General features: G+C 71.7%; 15 protein-coding genes. 5 read left to right on the top strand and 10 right to left on the bottom strand.

The annotated features are described in order from the left end of the window. Window positions 1-3: 3 nt before the first annotated feature. From purL to F1734_RS06240, 3 genes are all read right to left on the bottom strand, one after another. Window positions 4-2,310 carry a phosphoribosylformylglycinamidine synthase subunit PurL gene (gene purL / locus F1734_RS06250; protein ID WP_010593848.1) on the bottom strand — a complete coding sequence of 769 codons (2,307 nt, stop codon included), beginning with the start codon at window positions 2,308-2,310 and terminating at the stop codon, window positions 4-6. Between the two features lie 65 nt (window positions 2,311-2,375). Further along, entirely contained in the window at window positions 2,376-2,987 is a 612-nt protein-coding gene (locus tag F1734_RS06245; RefSeq protein WP_124259176.1) for a Uma2 family endonuclease, read from the bottom strand. 69 nt (window positions 2,988-3,056) lie between these two features. Beyond that, entirely contained in the window at window positions 3,057-4,355 is a 1,299-nt protein-coding gene (locus F1734_RS06240) for a M18 family aminopeptidase (RefSeq protein ID WP_124259175.1), read from the bottom strand. Window positions 4,356-4,475: 120 nt separating this feature from the next. Between F1734_RS06240 and F1734_RS06235 the strand changes: the two genes are divergently transcribed. Continuing rightward, entirely contained in the window at window positions 4,476-5,573 is a 1,098-nt protein-coding gene (locus tag F1734_RS06235; protein ID WP_228287179.1) for an ATP-binding protein, read from the top strand. A 46-nt stretch (window positions 5,574-5,619) separates the two neighbouring features. Here the strand turns inward: F1734_RS06235 and F1734_RS06230 are convergent, their stop codons facing one another. The 4 genes from F1734_RS06230 to F1734_RS06215 form a co-directional block, all read right to left on the bottom strand. Further along, complete coding sequence (locus F1734_RS06230; RefSeq protein WP_017680640.1) at window positions 5,620-5,970, bottom strand: VOC family protein; 351 nt, start codon at window positions 5,968-5,970, stop codon at window positions 5,620-5,622. Window positions 5,971-6,030: 60 nt separating this feature from the next. Beyond that, window positions 6,031-6,396: a hypothetical protein gene (locus tag F1734_RS06225; RefSeq protein ID WP_010593842.1), complete on the bottom strand. Its 366-nt coding sequence runs from the start codon at window positions 6,394-6,396 to the stop codon at window positions 6,031-6,033. A 346-nt stretch (window positions 6,397-6,742) separates the two neighbouring features. After that, the gene (locus F1734_RS06220; RefSeq protein WP_017680639.1) at window positions 6,743-8,812 is read right to left on the bottom strand and encodes a copper-translocating P-type ATPase; all 2,070 of its coding nucleotides are present in this window, start codon (window positions 8,810-8,812) and stop codon (window positions 6,743-6,745) included. 107 nt (window positions 8,813-8,919) lie between these two features. After that, a complete protein-coding gene (locus F1734_RS06215) occupies window positions 8,920-9,501 on the bottom strand; it encodes a DUF305 domain-containing protein (RefSeq protein WP_010593840.1) in 582 nt (193 codons plus the stop codon). Between the two features lie 174 nt (window positions 9,502-9,675). Between F1734_RS06215 and F1734_RS06210 the strand changes: the two genes are divergently transcribed. From F1734_RS06210 to F1734_RS06200, 3 genes are read left to right on the top strand one after another with little or no spacing between them, the layout of a single operon-like run. Beyond that, window positions 9,676-9,915, top strand: coding sequence for an SHOCT domain-containing protein (locus F1734_RS06210; protein ID WP_010593839.1), 240 nt, complete (start codon window positions 9,676-9,678; stop codon window positions 9,913-9,915). Beyond that, the gene (locus F1734_RS06205) at window positions 9,912-10,724 is read left to right on the top strand and encodes a response regulator transcription factor (protein WP_017680638.1); all 813 of its coding nucleotides are present in this window, start codon (window positions 9,912-9,914) and stop codon (window positions 10,722-10,724) included. Before F1734_RS06210 ends, F1734_RS06205 begins: the two co-directional genes overlap by 4 nt. After that, window positions 10,721-11,842, top strand: coding sequence for a sensor histidine kinase (locus F1734_RS06200; RefSeq protein WP_010593837.1), 1,122 nt, complete (start codon window positions 10,721-10,723; stop codon window positions 11,840-11,842). Before F1734_RS06205 ends, F1734_RS06200 begins: the two co-directional genes overlap by 4 nt. Here F1734_RS06200 and purQ read toward each other — a convergent pair. From purQ to F1734_RS06185, 3 genes are all read right to left on the bottom strand, one after another. Further along, window positions 11,809-12,486, bottom strand: coding sequence for a phosphoribosylformylglycinamidine synthase subunit PurQ (gene purQ / locus F1734_RS06195; protein ID WP_203011437.1), 678 nt, complete (start codon window positions 12,484-12,486; stop codon window positions 11,809-11,811). The two genes, F1734_RS06200 and purQ, sit on opposite strands and share 34 nt — an antisense overlap. Then, a complete protein-coding gene (gene purS / locus F1734_RS06190; RefSeq protein WP_003936546.1) occupies window positions 12,483-12,728 on the bottom strand; it encodes a phosphoribosylformylglycinamidine synthase subunit PurS in 246 nt (81 codons plus the stop codon). The genes purQ and purS overlap by 4 nt, the downstream gene beginning before the upstream one ends. Before the next feature lie 114 nt (window positions 12,729-12,842). Further along, window positions 12,843-15,224: an ATP-binding protein gene (locus F1734_RS06185; RefSeq protein ID WP_203011436.1), complete on the bottom strand. Its 2,382-nt coding sequence runs from the start codon at window positions 15,222-15,224 to the stop codon at window positions 12,843-12,845. Between the two features lie 181 nt (window positions 15,225-15,405). Between F1734_RS06185 and F1734_RS06180 the strand changes: the two genes are divergently transcribed. Next, a complete protein-coding gene (locus F1734_RS06180) occupies window positions 15,406-15,714 on the top strand; it encodes a heavy-metal-associated domain-containing protein (protein ID WP_017680636.1) in 309 nt (102 codons plus the stop codon). The last annotated feature ends 56 nt before the right edge of the window (window positions 15,715-15,770 follow it).

Here is a 15,770-nt window from a genome sequence, read left to right as displayed (position 1 = left end):
CGCTCACCCGAACAACGCCGGAAGTGTGCCCTCGTAGACCTCGCGCAGTTCGGCCGTCGTGACCGAGAACAGACCCTGCACCTCGACGGAGTCGGAGCCCTCGTCGACGACCCCGATCCGCACCCACGGCATGTCGCGCGCCGTGCACATGCCGGTGAAGCGGGTCTCCTCGGTGCGCGGCACCGCCACCAGCACCCGGCCGGCGGACTCGGAGAACAGGGTCACGAACGGGTCCGCGTCCTCCGGCAGCAGGATCCGGCAGCCGGTCTCGCCGGCCAGCGCGGCCTCGACGACCGCCTGCGCGAGACCGCCCTCGGACAGGTCGTGGGCGGCGGAGACCAGGCCGTCGCGCGAGGCGGCGGTGAGGATCTCGGCGAGCAGCCGCTCCCGCTCGAGGTCGACCTTCGGCGGGACGCCACCGAGGTGATCGTGCTCGACCTGCGCCCAGATCGAGCCGTCGAACTCGTCGCGGGTCTCCCCCAGCAGGATGAGCGTCTCGCCCGGCTCGAGGCCGAGGCCGGTGGGGATGCGGCGGTGCACGTCGTCGATCACGCCGAGCACGGCGACGACCGGGGTCGGCAGGATCGGAGTGGCCCCGGTCTGGTTGTAGAAGCTGACGTTGCCGCCGGTGACGGGAATGCCGAGCTGCGCGCACCCGTCGGCGAGACCGCGCACGGCCTGCTGGAACTGCCACATCACGCCCGGATCCTCGGGCGAGCCGAAGTTCAGGCAGTTGGACACGGCCTTCGGGGTGGCACCGGTGACGGCGACGTTGCGGTAGGCCTCGGCGAGGGCGAGCTGCGCGCCGGCGTACGGGTCGAGCTGGGTGTAGCGGCCCGAAGCGTCGGTGGCGAGCGCGATCCCGCGGCCGGTCTGCTCGTCGACGCGGATCACGCCCGCGTCGGCGTGCTCGGCGAGCACCGTGTTGCCGCGGACGTAGCGGTCGTACTGCTCGGTGATCCACTTGCGGCTGCACAGCTGCGGCGAGCCGATCATCTTCAGCAGGGTCGCCTTCAGTTCCTCGGGCGTCTGCGGCCGCTTCAGCCCCGCAGTGGTGTCCGCGACGAGCGAGTCCTGGGACTCCGGGCGCTGCACCGGGCGGTGGTACACCGGGCCCTCGTGCGCGACGGTGCGCGGCGGCACGTCGACGACGGTCTCACCGTGCCAGTCGATGACGAGCCGGTCGCCGTCGGTGACCTCGCCGATCACGGTGGCCAGCACGTCCCACTTCTTGCACACGGCCATGAAGGCGTCGACGTTCTCCGGGGTCACGACGGCGCACATGCGCTCCTGGGACTCGCTCGAGAGCACCTCGGCGGGGGTCATGCCGGTCGCGCGCATCGGAACCCGCTCGAGCGCGACGTGCATGCCGCCGTCGCCGGCGGCGGCCAGCTCGGAGGTCGCGCAGGCGAGGCCGGCGCCGCCGAGGTCCTGGATGCCGACGACGAGCTTCTCGCGGTAGAGGTCGAGGCAGCACTCGATGAGCACCTTCTCGGTGAACGGATCCCCCACCTGCACCGCCGGCAGCTTCTTGCGGGACTTCGAGGGGCCGGCTTCCTGTCCGGAACCGGATTCGTCACCGTCGAAGGTCTCCGACGCCAGGACGGACACGCCGCCGATGCCGTCGAGGCCCGTGCGCGCGCCGAACAGGATGATCTTGTTGCCCGTGCCCGACGCGAACGCCAGGTGCAGGTCCTCCGTGCGCATCGCCCCGGCACACAGCGCATTGACCAGGGGGTTGCCGGCATAGGAGGCGTCGAAGACGGTTTCGCCGCCGACGTTGGGCAGGCCGAGGGAGTTGCCGTAACCACCGATCCCGCGGACCACGCCGTCGACGACGCGCCGGGTGTCGGGCGCGTCCGCGGCGCCGAAGCGCAACTGGTCCATGACCGCGATCGGACGGGCACCCATCGCCATGATGTCGCGGACGATGCCGCCGACACCGGTCGCGGCACCCTGGTACGGCTCGACGTAGGACGGATGGTTGTGGGACTCGACCTTGAAGGTGACCGCCCAGCCGTCGCCGATGTCGACGACGCCGGCGTTCTCACCGATGCCCGCGAGCATGGAGGCCCGCATCTCGTCGGTGGTGGTCTCCCCGAAGTACCGCAGGTGCACCTTGGAGGACTTGTAGGAGCAGTGCTCGGACCACATCACCGAGTACATGGCCAGCTCGGCATCCGTGGGACGACGGCCCAGGATCTCCCGGATGCGGGCGTACTCGTCGTCCTTCAGTCCCAGCTCACGGAAGGGCTGGGCGACTTCGGGGGTTTCGGCGGCGTGGGTGACGGTATCCACCTGCGGTGACACTGGGCGTCGGGTCCCTTCACTCTGGGATCGAAACGGCAGGCCGGGCGCGCGCTGCCGCGGCCAGTCTATCCGGGTGCACGCCCGGCGCCGTCCACCGGTGCGGACCGCTGGGGCGGCCGCACCGCCGTCAAGGCGTCGAGGTCCACGCTCACGCGGTGCCCCGCGACCGGGAGCGTCACCTTGCCCGTGTACTCGCCCTCGTAGCGATACCACCCGTCGTCGAGCACGAACACCCCGAGCGTGGCGGGCTCGACGAGGTCGATCATCCAGTACACGGGGATACGGGCCTCGGCGTACTCGGAGAACTTGGTGACGCGGTCGGTGCGGACGGAGCCCTCGGCCATGACCTCCACCACCAGCCGGACGTCGGTCCCCGTCGCGCGGTCCGGATCGGCATCCACCAGTGCGCGGTCGACGACGATGCCGTCCGGGCAGCGCACCGTCAGCGGGGTCTCGGTGAGCAGCACCTCCACGTCGCCGAGCACGGCGAGTTCCTTCGGCAGCTGGTCGGCGAGCTGGGCGACCAGCCCGAACGCGACGTGCTGGTGCAGGTACGCGGGCCGCGGCGACGCCGACAGGACCCCCTCGCAGACCTCGACGTGGAACTGTTCGTACTCGGGCAGTTCCGCCCATTCGGCGAGGGTCAGCAGATGGTCGGGGAACGACGGGCCGGTCACAGGATCACCACCGTTCGCGGTCGGGCGTGTTGTCCCCTCAGTCTGGCACCGGATGCCGCACCGTGCCGGTCAGTTGGGGGGAGTGAGGAACGCCTCGAGCGCGCGGGCGTACGCGGTGACGTCCTTCGTTCCCATGAGTTCGCGCGCCGAGTGCATCGCGAGCTGCGGGGCCCCGACGTCGACGGTCGTCAGTCCGGTCCGGGAGGCGGTGATGGGGCCGATCGTCGAACCGCACGGCAGGTCGGCGCGATGCACGTAGCGCTGCAACGGCACTCCGGCCTGCTCGCAGGCGAGCGCGAAGGCAGCGGCGCCGGCGGCGTCGGTGGCGTAGCGCAGGTTCTGGTTGACCTTGAGCACGGGGCCGCCGTTCACCGCGATGCGGTGGGCGGGCTCGTGGCGGTCGGGGTAGTTCGGGTGGGTGGCATGAGCCATGTCTCCGGAGGCCACCACCGAGCCGGCCATCGCCCGGAGGAAGTCCTCGCGGCCGCCGCCCCGGGCCAGCACGATCCGTTCGAGCACGGTGGTCAGCAGGTCGGAGAACGCCCCGCGGTCGGACATGCTGCCGACCTCCTCGTGGTCGAACAGCGCGAGCACCGGCGCCGGGCCACCGTTCCCGGCGACGTGGCCGACGGCCGCGAGCAGCGCCGCGGTCCCGGCGTAGCACGTGCCCTGGTTGTCCAGGCGCGGCGCGCTGAGCAGGTCCGCATCCGCCCCGATCAGGGTGGACGGGGCGAGATCGTGGGTCATCAGCTCCCAGCCCAGGATCGCGTCGGCCTCCACCTCGACGGCCTCCGCGAGGAAGGCGAGGAAGGACCGCGGCGCGGTGCCCACTCCCCACACGGCGTTCACGTGGCGCTGCGGATCCAGTTGCACGCCCTTGCGGTCCTCCGACAGGTGGATGGCGAGTTGCGGCACGCGCAGGATCGGCCGATCGACGCGCACGAGGACGTCCTCGGCCCCGGTGCCGGTCCGTACGGTGAGCCGGCCGGAGATGCCGAGATCGCGGTCCAGCCACGAGTTCAGCCAGGCTCCCCCGTACGGTTCGAGGCCGACCAGCTGCCAGCCCGCCGAGGTGAGGTCCGGATGCTGCTTGACCCGCAGGTTGGGGCTGTCGGTGTGCCCGCCCACGATCCGGAACGGGCGGGCGGGGTCGCCGTCGGCGCCTTCGGTGCTCCACGCGATCAGCGAACCGCCCCGCAGCAGGTAGTAGCGGCCGGGCTCGCTCGGCCACACCTCGGTCTCGGTGAGCTGCGTGAAGCCCGCGTCGGCGAGAGCGGCGGCGACGGTTGCGCACACGTGGAACGGCGACGGCGACAGATCCACGAAGTTGCACAGGCCCTGGGCGTCGGCGGCGGTGGTCGTAGGCATGGGTGCATCCTCGCACCGCCCGCACCGCTATACACCGCTAAAAGCACCAAAAGAACTAAAAGGAGCTAAAAATCCGGCTACGCTGGCCGGGTGCGGAACCCGTTCAGACCGTCGTTCGGGGTGACGCCGCCCCTGCTCGTGGGGCGCGGCGACCTGGTGGAGGACTTCGGCGCCTCGCTCGACGACGGTCCGGGCGCGCCCGGACGCGCCACCCTCTACACCGGTGCACGCGGGGTCGGGAAGACCGTGATGCTCAACCAGGCCGAGGAGCAGGCCCGCCGCCGGGGCTGGCTGGTGATCTCCGAGACCGCCACCCCCGGGCTCGTCGACCGGCTCACCCGCGAGCACCTGCCCCGGCTGCTGCACGAGCATCGCGACCCACCGGCCCGGCGCCGGCTGACCGGCGGGTCCGTCGCCGGGGTCTCGGTGAGCTGGACCGACGTCGCGGAGGGCCGGCCCGAGGCCGGCTTGCGCCGGCAGCTCGAGGAGCTGACCGGCATCCTGGCCGGCCACGGCACCGGGCTGCTGATCAGCGTCGACGAGATGCACCGCCGGCGCAGTGGCGACCTGCGCGAGCTCGGCGCCGTCGTCCAGCACGCGTTCCGGGAGGAGCGGGAGCTGGCGTTCGTCGGCGCCGGCCTCCCGGCCGCGGTGAGCGACCTGCTGAGCGACGACGTCGTCACGTTCCTGCGCCGCGCCGACCGGCACGTCCTCGGCCCCGTGTCCCTCGACGACGTCGCCGAGGCGATCCGCGTCCCCGTCGAGGAGTCGGGACGCTCGATCGCGGACGAGCAGTGCCGCACGGCCGCGGCCGCCACCGGCGGATATCCCTTCCTGATCCAGCTGGTGGGCCACAACGTGTGGCGCCGCCGTCCGGACCGGGAACACATCACCGCCGAGGATGTCGCCGACGGCATCGCGGCCGCCCGCCGGCGGATCGGCTCGCTCGTGCTCGAGCCGAGCCTGGCCGATCTGTCGCAGATCGACCGCAGCTTCCTCGTCGCCATGGCGGTCGACGACGGTCCCAGCCGGATCGGCGACGTCGCACGACGCCTCGGCGTGAACGGCACCTACGCCAGCCAGTACCGGCTCCGGTTGATCAACGCCGAACTCGTCGAACCCGCCGGCTACGGCCGGCTCGACTTCACCATGCCCTACCTGCGCGAGTACCTGCGCGAGCATGCCGCCTCGATGGGCGTGCCGCCCCGAGAAGGGTGAGACGTCAACGCTCTTCCGGAGAACCTCGACGCTCTTCCGACAGACCTCAGGGGGTGCTCGCCACGCAGAACTGGTTGCCGTCCGGGTCGGCGAGCGTCACCCACCGGAACCCGCCCATGTCCTGGCGGTGCACCTCGCTCGCACCCGCCTCGACGAGCCGGCTCACCTCGGCGTCGAGGTCGGGCGCCACCAGGTCCAGGTGGATCCGGTTCTTGCCCGGCATCGGATCCGGAACCTTCTGGAACCCGAGTTTCTGTGGAGTGCCGGGCATTCCGACGACGAAGAACCAGCCCTCGTTGTCCTGTTCGATCCGGCCGCCGGTCTGTTCGGCCCACCACGTGGCGAGCGGACCGGGGTCGGCGCTGTCGAAGGTGATCATGCCGATGTTCAGTGCCATGGCCGGGACGGTAACGGACGGGGCCGACAACGTTGCGCCGCAACGGCACCGGGTACGCCGTCAGCAGGCGGCGCGAACGAGTTGGGTGATGCGGTCCACCTGCTGATCGGTGGGGGCGACCGCACCGTTGGTGGACAGTTCGGCGACGTTGTCGCGGATCTCCTCGTCGCTCGCACCGTCGTCGATCAACGGACAGGTTTCGGTGACGATCGCCTCGATGGAGGCATCGTCCCTGCCGTCGGCCAGGTTCGGGTATCCCGTCCGGAACGTCGCGACGAACGTCCCCAGCTTCGCCGCGTCGACGGCACGTTCGACGACGCTGGAGGCGACGCTGCCGGCCGGGCGGGTCGTGCTCGCCGGCGCCGACGTCTCGTCGTCGGATCCACAGGAGGTGAGGAGGAAGAGGGCGGCGACCGCCGCCACCACAGCAGTCCGAGTCTTCATGGTTCGAGCGTGACACGCCGGGACGTTCCCGTGCCCGGAAAGGCGGAATTCGCGGCGGACCGCTGCGCTCGGGCACGTTCCGCCCCGGCGGCCGGACAGCCCCGAGGCCGGACAGCCCCGGGGAAAGATGCGTAATGCTACTCGAGACACGGACCGCGACATGCGGCATAGTGGTGCCCGGCACGGCCGATCGGGGGATTCGGCAGTGCCGGCCGGAGCCGGTTGGGGGCCGCTCCGGACCGGAGAAGAAGGGGCCCCGCCGCCGATCGGGACGGCGACGGGGTCCCTTTCTCGTCATGTTCTCTCGCCACGCCGGACGACGATCGGGTCAGCTCCCGGCTGCGATCTTCGCCGGATCCAGCTCCAACCGGCGCAGCAACTGCGCGTTGAGCGCCACGACGATCGTGGACACCGACATGAGCACCGCGGCGACCGCGGGCGGCAGCACCACCCCGGCGAAGGCCAGCACACCGGCCGCGAGCGGCACCGCGACGATGTTGTACCCGGTGGCCCAGACCAGGTTCTGCCACATCTTGCGGAAACTCGCCTGCGACAGGGCGATCACCGACAGCACGGCACGCGGGTCGTCGGCGGCCAGGACCACCCCGGCCGACTCGACGGCGACGTCGGTGCCCGCGCCGATGGCGATGCCGACGTCGGCGCGGGCCAGGGCCGGCGCGTCGTTGACGCCGTCGCCGACCATCGCGACGCGGTGCCCGCGGGCCTGCAGCTCGGCGACCTTCGCGTCCTTGTGTTCGGGCAGCACGTTCGCGAACACCTCGTCGATACCGAGGTCGGCGGCGACGGCGTCGGCCACCTGGAGCGCGTCCCCGGTGATCATGGCGACCTTCACTCCGCGTGCGTGCAGGGCGTCGATCGCCTGCCGCGACTCCTCGCGCACCGCGTCCTCGAGCGCGACGGCCCCGAGCACAGCACCGTCGCGCACGACGTGCAGCACCGACGCCCCGCGCGCGATCCAGGGTCCGGTCGCGGCCTCGACGTCGGCGGGAACGTGCGCCCCCAGGTCCGCGAGGACGGCCGGACCGCCGACGAACACGGTGGCCCCGTCCACCACGGCTCGCACCCCGCGTCCGGGCAGGGACCGGAAGTCCTTCGCCGGCACCGCGGCCCGGCCTCCGGCGGCGGCAACGACGGCGCGGGCGACGGGGTGCTCGCTGTCGGATTCGACGGCGGCCGCCAGGGCCAGCAGGTCGTCCTCGGTGGTGCCGGCGGTGGCGACGACGTCGGTGACGACGTGCCGGCCCTGGGTGAGGGTCCCGGTCTTGTCGAACAGGACGACGTCCACGCCGCGCATCCGCTCGAGCGACAGCCGGTCCTTGACGAGTACGCCGGCGCGGGCGGCGCGCTCGGTCGAGATCGCGATGACGAGCGGAATGGCCAGGCCCAGCGCGTGCGGGCACGCGATGACCAGGACCGTGACGGTACGGACGACGGCCTCGTCGAGGTTGCCGAGCAGCGTCCACACGGCGAAGGTGAGGACACCGGCGAGGGTGGCGAAGTAGAAGAGGAAGGCGGCGGCCCGGTCCGCGAGCGCCTGGGCTCGGGAGGACGAGGCCTGCGCGTCGGCGACCATGCGCTGGATGCCGGCGAGCGCGGTGTCCTCCCCCACCGCGGTGATGCGCACGCGCAGTGCACTGTCGGTGGCGATCGTGCCGGCGACGACGGTGTCGCCGACGGCGCGGGGCACGGCGCGGGACTCACCGGTGATCATCGACTCGTCCACCTCGGCGCGGCCGTCGACGACCGTCCCGTCGGCCGGGACGCGCGCACCGGCCCGCACCAGGGCGACATCGCCGACGGTGAGGTCGCCGAGCGGGACCGGCACCACGCCGTCCGCGGTCACCTTCTCGGCCGTGTCGGGCAGCATCGCGGCCAGGGCGTCGAGCGCGCGCGACGCCGAGCCCAGCGCCCGCATCTCGAGCCAGTGCCCGAGCAGCATGATCACGATCAGCAGCGCCAGTTCCCACCAGAAGTCGAGGTCGAACCCGCCCAGTCCGAGCGTGGTCACCCAGGACGCCGCGAACGCGACGCTGATGGCCATGGCGATGAGCAGCATCATTCCGGGCCGGCGGTCGCGCAGCTCGTTCCACCCGCCGACGAGGAAGGGGCTGCCGCCGTAGACGAAGACGACCGTGCCCAGGACGGGCGAGACCCATCCGGCCCACGCGGCGTCGGGCAGCGGGTAGCCGAGCAGGTCGGCGAACATGGCGCTGAAGACCACGATCGGAACCGCGAGGACCAGGCTCACCCAGAATCTGCGCCGGAAGATCTCACCGTGCGGCCCGTGACCGGCGTGCCGGTCCCGGCTGCGCCCGGTGTCGTTCCCTCCGGGTGGCGCGGTGTGGGCCCCGTGTCCGTGGTGTGCGAGCTGTGTCATGGCTTTCGCCTCGATCCGTTTCCGTTTCCGTGGACCCTTCCATTGATACCCCCAGGGGGTATCAATGGAAGGATTGGGGCGGTCACGATTCGGTCACGGCGGTGGAACTACTGCTCGAGCATGGCGCGCATCTCGTCGATCTCCGCCTGCTGTGTCGCGATGATCGACTCGGCGAGTTGCCGCGCCTCCGGGTTCACTCCCTCGGCCAGCTCGGTCTGCGACATCTCGATCGCACCCTCGTGATGGGCGATCATCATGGTCAGCCACATGCGGTCGAAGTCCATGCCGCGGGCCCCCATCATGGAATCCCACTCGTCGTCGGACATCATTCCCGGCATGCCGCCGGGCATCCCCATGCCGCCGTGCCCCATCCCGTCCTCGTCCGGTGCCTCCTGCCCCCACTCCGCGAGCAGCGACTCCATCTGCTCCATCTCGGGTTCCTGGGCGGCCTCGATGCGGGCGGCGAGGTCGATCAGTTGCGGATCCTCGCTGCGCTCGGGCACGGCCTGGGCCATCTGCACGGCCTGCGCGTGATGGGGGTACATCTCCTGCAGGAACTCGACGTCCGCGTCGGCGAACTGCGCCTGCGCGGCCGGAGCCGAGGTCTGGGACGTGCCCGGGGCCGACGTCCCTGCCTGTTGCTGCGGCTCGTCGCTGCCACACGCCGCGATCACCACAGCCAGCGGCACCGCTGCCGCCGCCGCTACTACTCTCTTGTTCCACAACATGATTCGAACGTACTCGTCGCATCGGCCGGGTCCGGTGCCGCAGGCCCTGGCCCGGCCGGTCCTTCATCGAAACTTCATCGTCCGCAGGGCCCGCCCACATGCGGCGGCGCGCACACTCGTCACAGGAGGTGCGCGATGATGGGTTGGTACGGCGGCGCGGGCTGGGCCGCGGCCCTCGCGATGGGTGTGTTCTGGCTGTTGCTCGCCGGGGTGGTGGTGTGGGCGGTGATCCGGGCCGCGGCACCACCGGATTCCGGCGACGATGCCCGCCGGATCCTGGATCGGCGGCTCGCCTCCGGCGAGATCGACCTCGAGACCTACCGGACCCTGCGCGACGAACTGGACGCGCGGTCTCCGCGACGGATGCGGCGATGACCCGCATGCCCGGCACGCGAGGCACCCCCTCGGTCGCCGGGCAGAGCCATCCGGTCGCGCACCCGCTCCGCGACGAGGAACGGGCGGCCGTGAGCGCTGGGTACCCTGGCCGCGTGCACACCCCCGGCCCGCGCATCCTCGTAGTCGACGACGAAGCAGCCCTGGCGAAGGTGGTGGCCAGCTATCTCGAACGGGAGGGCTTCGAGGTCGCACTCGCCCACGACGGGCCGACGGCCGTCGCGCTCGCCCGGCGAACGGATCCGGTGCTCGTCGTGCTCGACCTGATGCTCCCGGGTTTCGACGGGATCGAGGTGTGCCGGCAACTGCGGACGTTCTCCGACGCGTACGTGCTCATGCTCACCGCCCGGGGCGACGAGGTGGACAAGGTCATCGGCCTGTCGGTGGGAGCCGACGACTACGTCGTGAAGCCTTTCGGGCCGAGGGAACTCGTCGCCCGGGTACGGGCGATGCTGCGCCGGCCCCGCAGCGGCACCGCGTCGGAGGCACCGCGCCGCATCGGCGGGCTCGTCGTCGATCCGGTGTCGCGCACCGTCTCGGTCGACGACGCACCCGTCGCGCTGACACGCACGGAATTCGATGTGCTGCTGGCACTTTCGGATCGACCGTCGGCGGCGCTGTCACGGCGGCAGATCATCGACGAGGTGTGGGGGCCGAACTGGTTCGGCGACGAGCACATCGTCGACGTCCACATCCGTGCGCTGCGCCGCAAGCTCGGCGACGACGCCGCCGCCCCCCGCTTCGTCCGTACGGTGCGCGGAGTCGGGTACGCGATGGAGGCCACGGGGTGAACCGGCTGGGACTGCGGGGGCGGCTGCTGATCGCGCAGTTGCTCGTGCTGCTCGTCGGGGCGGCGACACTCACCGTGGTCGCGACGCTGGTGGCCGCCCCGCTGTTCCACTACCACCTGGCCCACGCGGGTGTGGAGAACGCGCAGGTGCGCCTGCACACCGAGGAGGCGTTCGCGCAGGCCGGGGCGGTCGCGCTCGCCGCCGGGGCGGCCGTCGCGCTCGGGGCCGCCGCGATCACGTCCGTCGTCCTGATGCGCCGCATCACCGCGCCGGTGAGCCGGCTGGTCGAGGCCACGGGCCATGTCGCCCGCGGCCGCTACGACGTGCCGATCACCCGGTCCGGCGACGCGGACTTCGCCCGGCTCGAGAACGCCTTCGCCGACATGGCAGGCCGTCTCTACACCACCGAACTCTCCCGACGCCGGCTCCTCGACGATCTCGCTCACGAACTGCGCACCCCCGTCGCGACGCTCGAGGCCTACCTCGAAGGCATCGAAGACGACGTACTGCCCGCCGACGCCACCTCGTGGCAGGTGATGCACGATCAGCTCGACCGATTGCGGCGTCTCGTGTCGGACCTGTCCGACCTCTCCGCCGCGGACGAGCACGCGCTCGACCTGCACCCCGAGGAGGGCGACCTCGCCGCGACGGTGGCGGCGTCGGTGTCGGCCGCGACCCCGCGGTTCGCCGACAAGCAGGTGGGACTCGAGGCGGAACCGCCCGAGGTGCTGCCGCCGGTCCGGTTCGATCCGCAGCGGGTCGCACAGATCCTGACGAACCTGCTCGAGAACGCCCTACGGCACACGCCGGCCGGGGGCCGGGTGGTCGTCACGTGCGAGCGCACGGACCGGGCGACCGTCCTGGTGCGGGTGCGCGACACGGGCGACGGCATACCCGCGGATCAGCTCGACGCGGTGTTCGAGCGGTTCCACCGGGTCGATCCGGCCCGCAGCCCCGGCGGCAGCGGCCTGGGCCTGACCATTGCGCGCAGCCTCGCCCGCGCCCACGGCGGCGACCTCACGGCCGCGAGCGACGGACCCGGGCGGGGCGCCCGCTTCGACCTGACCCTGCCTACGAACGGGTGTCAGGCGGAGACGACCGCGTCGAGAACGCTGTAGAACATGCCGAGCCCGTCGTCGCTGGGGCCCGTGAGCGCTTCGGTGGCGTGCTCGGGGTGCGGCATCAGACCGACGACGCGTCCGTTCGCCGACGAGATGCCCGCGATGCCGCGCTGGGAGCCGTTCGGGTTGTCGCCGGCGTAGCGGAACACCACGCGGCCCTCGCCCTCCAGTTCGTCCAGCACCTTCTCCGAAGCCTGGAACCGGCCCTCACCCGACTTGAGGGGCACCAGGATCTCGGCACCGGCCTCGTAACGGGTGGTCCACGCGGTGTTGTTCGACTCCACCTTCAGCCACTGATCGCGGCAGATGAAGTGCAGGCCCTCGTTGCGGGTGAGGGCACCCGGCAGCAGACCGGCCTCGCACAGCACCTGGAAGCCGTTGCAGATGCCGAGCACCGGCATACCGCCCCGAGCAGCCTCGACGACCTTGCCCATGACGGGGGCGAAGCGCGCGATGGCGCCGCAGCGCAGGTAGTCGCCGTAGGAGAAGCCACCGGGCACGATCACCGCGTCGACTCCCCTCAGGTCGGCGTCGCCGTGCCAGAGGCTGACGGCCTCACCGCCGGCGAGTTCGACGGCGCGGGCCGCATCGATGTCGTCGAGCGTGCCCGGGAAGGTGATGACCCCGACGCGTGCACTCATGCGTCACCGTCGATCCGGCGCACGGTCCAGTCCTCGATGACCGTGTTGGCCAGCAGCGCCTCGGCGATCTTCTCGACCTCGGCGTCGCCGACACTGCCGTCGACCTCGAGCTCGAAGCGCTTTCCCTGACGGACGTCGGACACGCCCGCGAAGCCCAGTCGCGACAGCGCCCCGACAATGGCCTGGCCCTGCGGATCGAGAATCTCGGCCTTGGGCATGACTTCGACGACGACACGAGCCACGTGCTGCTCCTCGGTAGTAGTGCTGGCGCCCGGGGACGGACACCGGACGCCCCGCAGTTTACCGGCCGACCCCGGGCGACCCGGAATCGGCAGGGCCGCACGCGGGCAGGTCCGTCACGGCTGCGGAGGCGGCGGCTCGGCGAGCGACGCCGTGAAGTTCTCGACGATCTCGGCCGCGAGCGTACGGACCTTCACGTTCGTCGCCTGGGACATCGCCGACAGCTGCGCGAATGCGGTGTCCGCGTCGACCCGGTGCGCTGCCATGAGCAGGCCGACGGCGCGGCTCGTGACACTCCGGGTATCCAAAGCGATCCGGAGCGAGGCGGCCTCGTGCGCACTCGCGGCGAGCAGCTCCTCCCGTAGCCGCGACATCTCCAGGTGCACCCGGACCCGCGCCGTGAGCTCGCTGGGATGGAACGGCTTGACGACGTAGTCGTCGGCACCGGCTCGCAGTCCCTCGACGGCGGACTCCGATCCGGCCCGGGCCGTGAGCAGGATCACCGGAAGCCGCGCCAGCCGTTCGTCGTCGCGCACGTCCTGCAGGAGCGACAACCCGCTCCGCCCCGGCAGCATGACGTCGGTGAGGAGCAGGTCGGGAAGCTCGGCCCGGATCCGCTCGAGCGCGGACTCGGCGTCGGCCGTGGCGTCGACGTGCCAGCCCTGGGCCGTGAGCAGACCGAGAAGGTGGTCACGCATGTCCGCGTTGTCCTCGACGAGGAGGATGCACGGTTGTCCCTCGCGCGGGCCGGCTGCGGGCACCGCGACGGGCCGCCACGCCTCGACCTCTCCCAGGTACGCCGCGCCCGCCGAAGCCACGACGTCGTCCGCGGCGCCGGGCGCCGGCTGGGAGCTCGGCACCGCGGGCACCGTCACCGTGAACACCGTCCCGTGCGGGGCGACGTCGTCGACGGACACCGAACCACCCAGGGCGGCGACGAACTGCGCGACGAGGGACAGTCCGATGCCCGACCCCTCGCGGCTGCGGCCGGACCGGTCGCCGATCTGGTAGAAGCGGTCGAAGATCTTGCCGCGCTCGGCCTCCGCGATGCCCGTGCCCGTGTCTGCGACGCGCAGCACCAGGTTCGCCCCGTCACCCCGCAGGGTCACCGAGACCGATCCCGCCTGGGTGAACTTGATCGCGTTGGACAACAGGTTCAGCACGATGTGTGTCCACATCGTGCGGTCGATGGCCACGTACCGGCTCGGCACATCGTCGACGTCGACCTCGAGGGCGAGCCCCGCACGGTCCGCCGCGTCCCGGAACAGCTCGGCTCCGTCGCGCGTCACCGCGACGATGTCGGTGGGCTCGCTGTGCGCGGCGAGCCGGCCGGCGTCGCCCCGGGCGACGTCGAGGAGCATGTCGACGAGCCGCTGCAGACGCAGTGCGGCCCGCCGCGCCGCGGCCACGGCGGCGACCTGGGCGGGAGGCAACGCGGCGGTGTGCTCGTCGAGCAGGGTCTGCAGCGGGCCGAGGAGCAGGGTCAGCGGGGTGCGGAACTCGTGGCTGACGTTCTCGAAGAACCGGCTCTTGGCGGCGTCGAGCTCGGCGAGCTCGGCCGCTCGCCGGCGTTCGGCCTCGTAGGCCTGCGCATCGGACAGCGCCGTGGACACGCGGACCGCGACCATGTCCAGGAACACCCGGTACTGCTCGTCGAGCTCGCGGAACCGGCTCGTTCCGAGGACGAGTGCACCGGCCGGGCCGCCCCCGGAGACCGGGAGGGGCAGGACCACCGCGGTGTCGCGGTCGGGACCGAGGTCCGCGACGGCCTCGGCCTTGCCGGACCCGGCCACCCGTGCGATCACTTCCGACAGGTCCGACACGACGCCGGGGGCGGCGCCGAACTCGGCCACCGTCACCATCACCCCCTCGCAGCACAGGTGGGCACTGCCGAACGGCAGATCGTCCTCGTGACCGCCGAGCAGACCGAGCGCGGCCCGGCAGGCGTCGTGGGCGGTGGCCGTCTCCGTCATCGCGAGCTGGCCGAGTTCCCGCAGGACGGCGGCCCGGCGCTCGGCGAGCACCTGCTCGGTGACGTCGGTGGTGGCGACGAAGATGCCGGCGACCGTGCCGTCGGCGGCGCGGACGGGGCTGTAGGAGAACGTCCAGTACGTCTCTTCCGTGTAGCCGAAGCGGTGCATGAACAGTTGCATCCGCTCCGACAGGGTCGGCTCCCCACGCTGCGCCTGGGTGACGAGAGCCCCGATGACGTCCCAGATCTCTTCCCAGCACTCGGCGGCTCGCTGGGCCGCCGCCGCCGGGAACTTCTCCCCGAGCAGGGGCCGGAAGGCGTCGTTGAAGATCTGCACCAGCTCCGGCCCCCAGCACAGCAGCATGGGCACCCGGGACGGGACGACGGTCCGCACGGCCGCCGTGAGTTCGGGGGGCCAGGTGTCGATCGGTCCCAGCTGGGTCGCCGCCCAGTCGGCGTCGCGGTGTACGGTCGCGGTGGGGTCCGGCCCCGGGAACAGGGTGCGGGCCGAAGTCTCGTCGTCCACCTCGGTGCCTCACATCGTGCGTCGTTCCTGTCGGAGCTTCTCAGGATAGAGCGGGCCCACCCGAGCCTCCGCCCGGGCGGTACGCACGATTCCGGGAGTCTCGGGGAAAGGACCGTCCCGGACTGGCGGAGTCATACCCCTAGGGGGTATAAAGGAAGCACACGACCAGAGGAGGATCGCGATGACCCGGCTCCTGCCCCTGACCGACACGGCCGGCGGCTGCCGCTGCGCCGACCACCCGACCGGACCGAGCAGTGAGGATCCCCGAATGAACACCCAGGCCTTCCCCGTCGTCGGCATGACCTGCGGCCACTGCGCCGGGGCCGTCACCGAGGAACTGCGCGCCCTGCCCGGCGTCGAGGACGTCCACGTCGAACTCGTCGCGGGCGGCGTCTCCACCGTCACCGTGACCAGCATCGACGGCCTCGACGACGACGCCGTCGCCACCGCGCTGGACGAGGCCGGCGACTACCACCTCGCCCCGCAGTGAACTGCGACGACACTGCGACGACACTGCGACCCAGCGACGACCCGTCGACTCGAGAA

The organism is Rhodococcus ruber (genome assembly GCF_016804345.1).
Classification (GTDB): domain Bacteria; phylum Actinomycetota; class Actinomycetes; order Mycobacteriales; family Mycobacteriaceae; genus Rhodococcus; species Rhodococcus ruber.
This window is presented reverse-complemented; position numbering and strand designations above follow the sequence as displayed.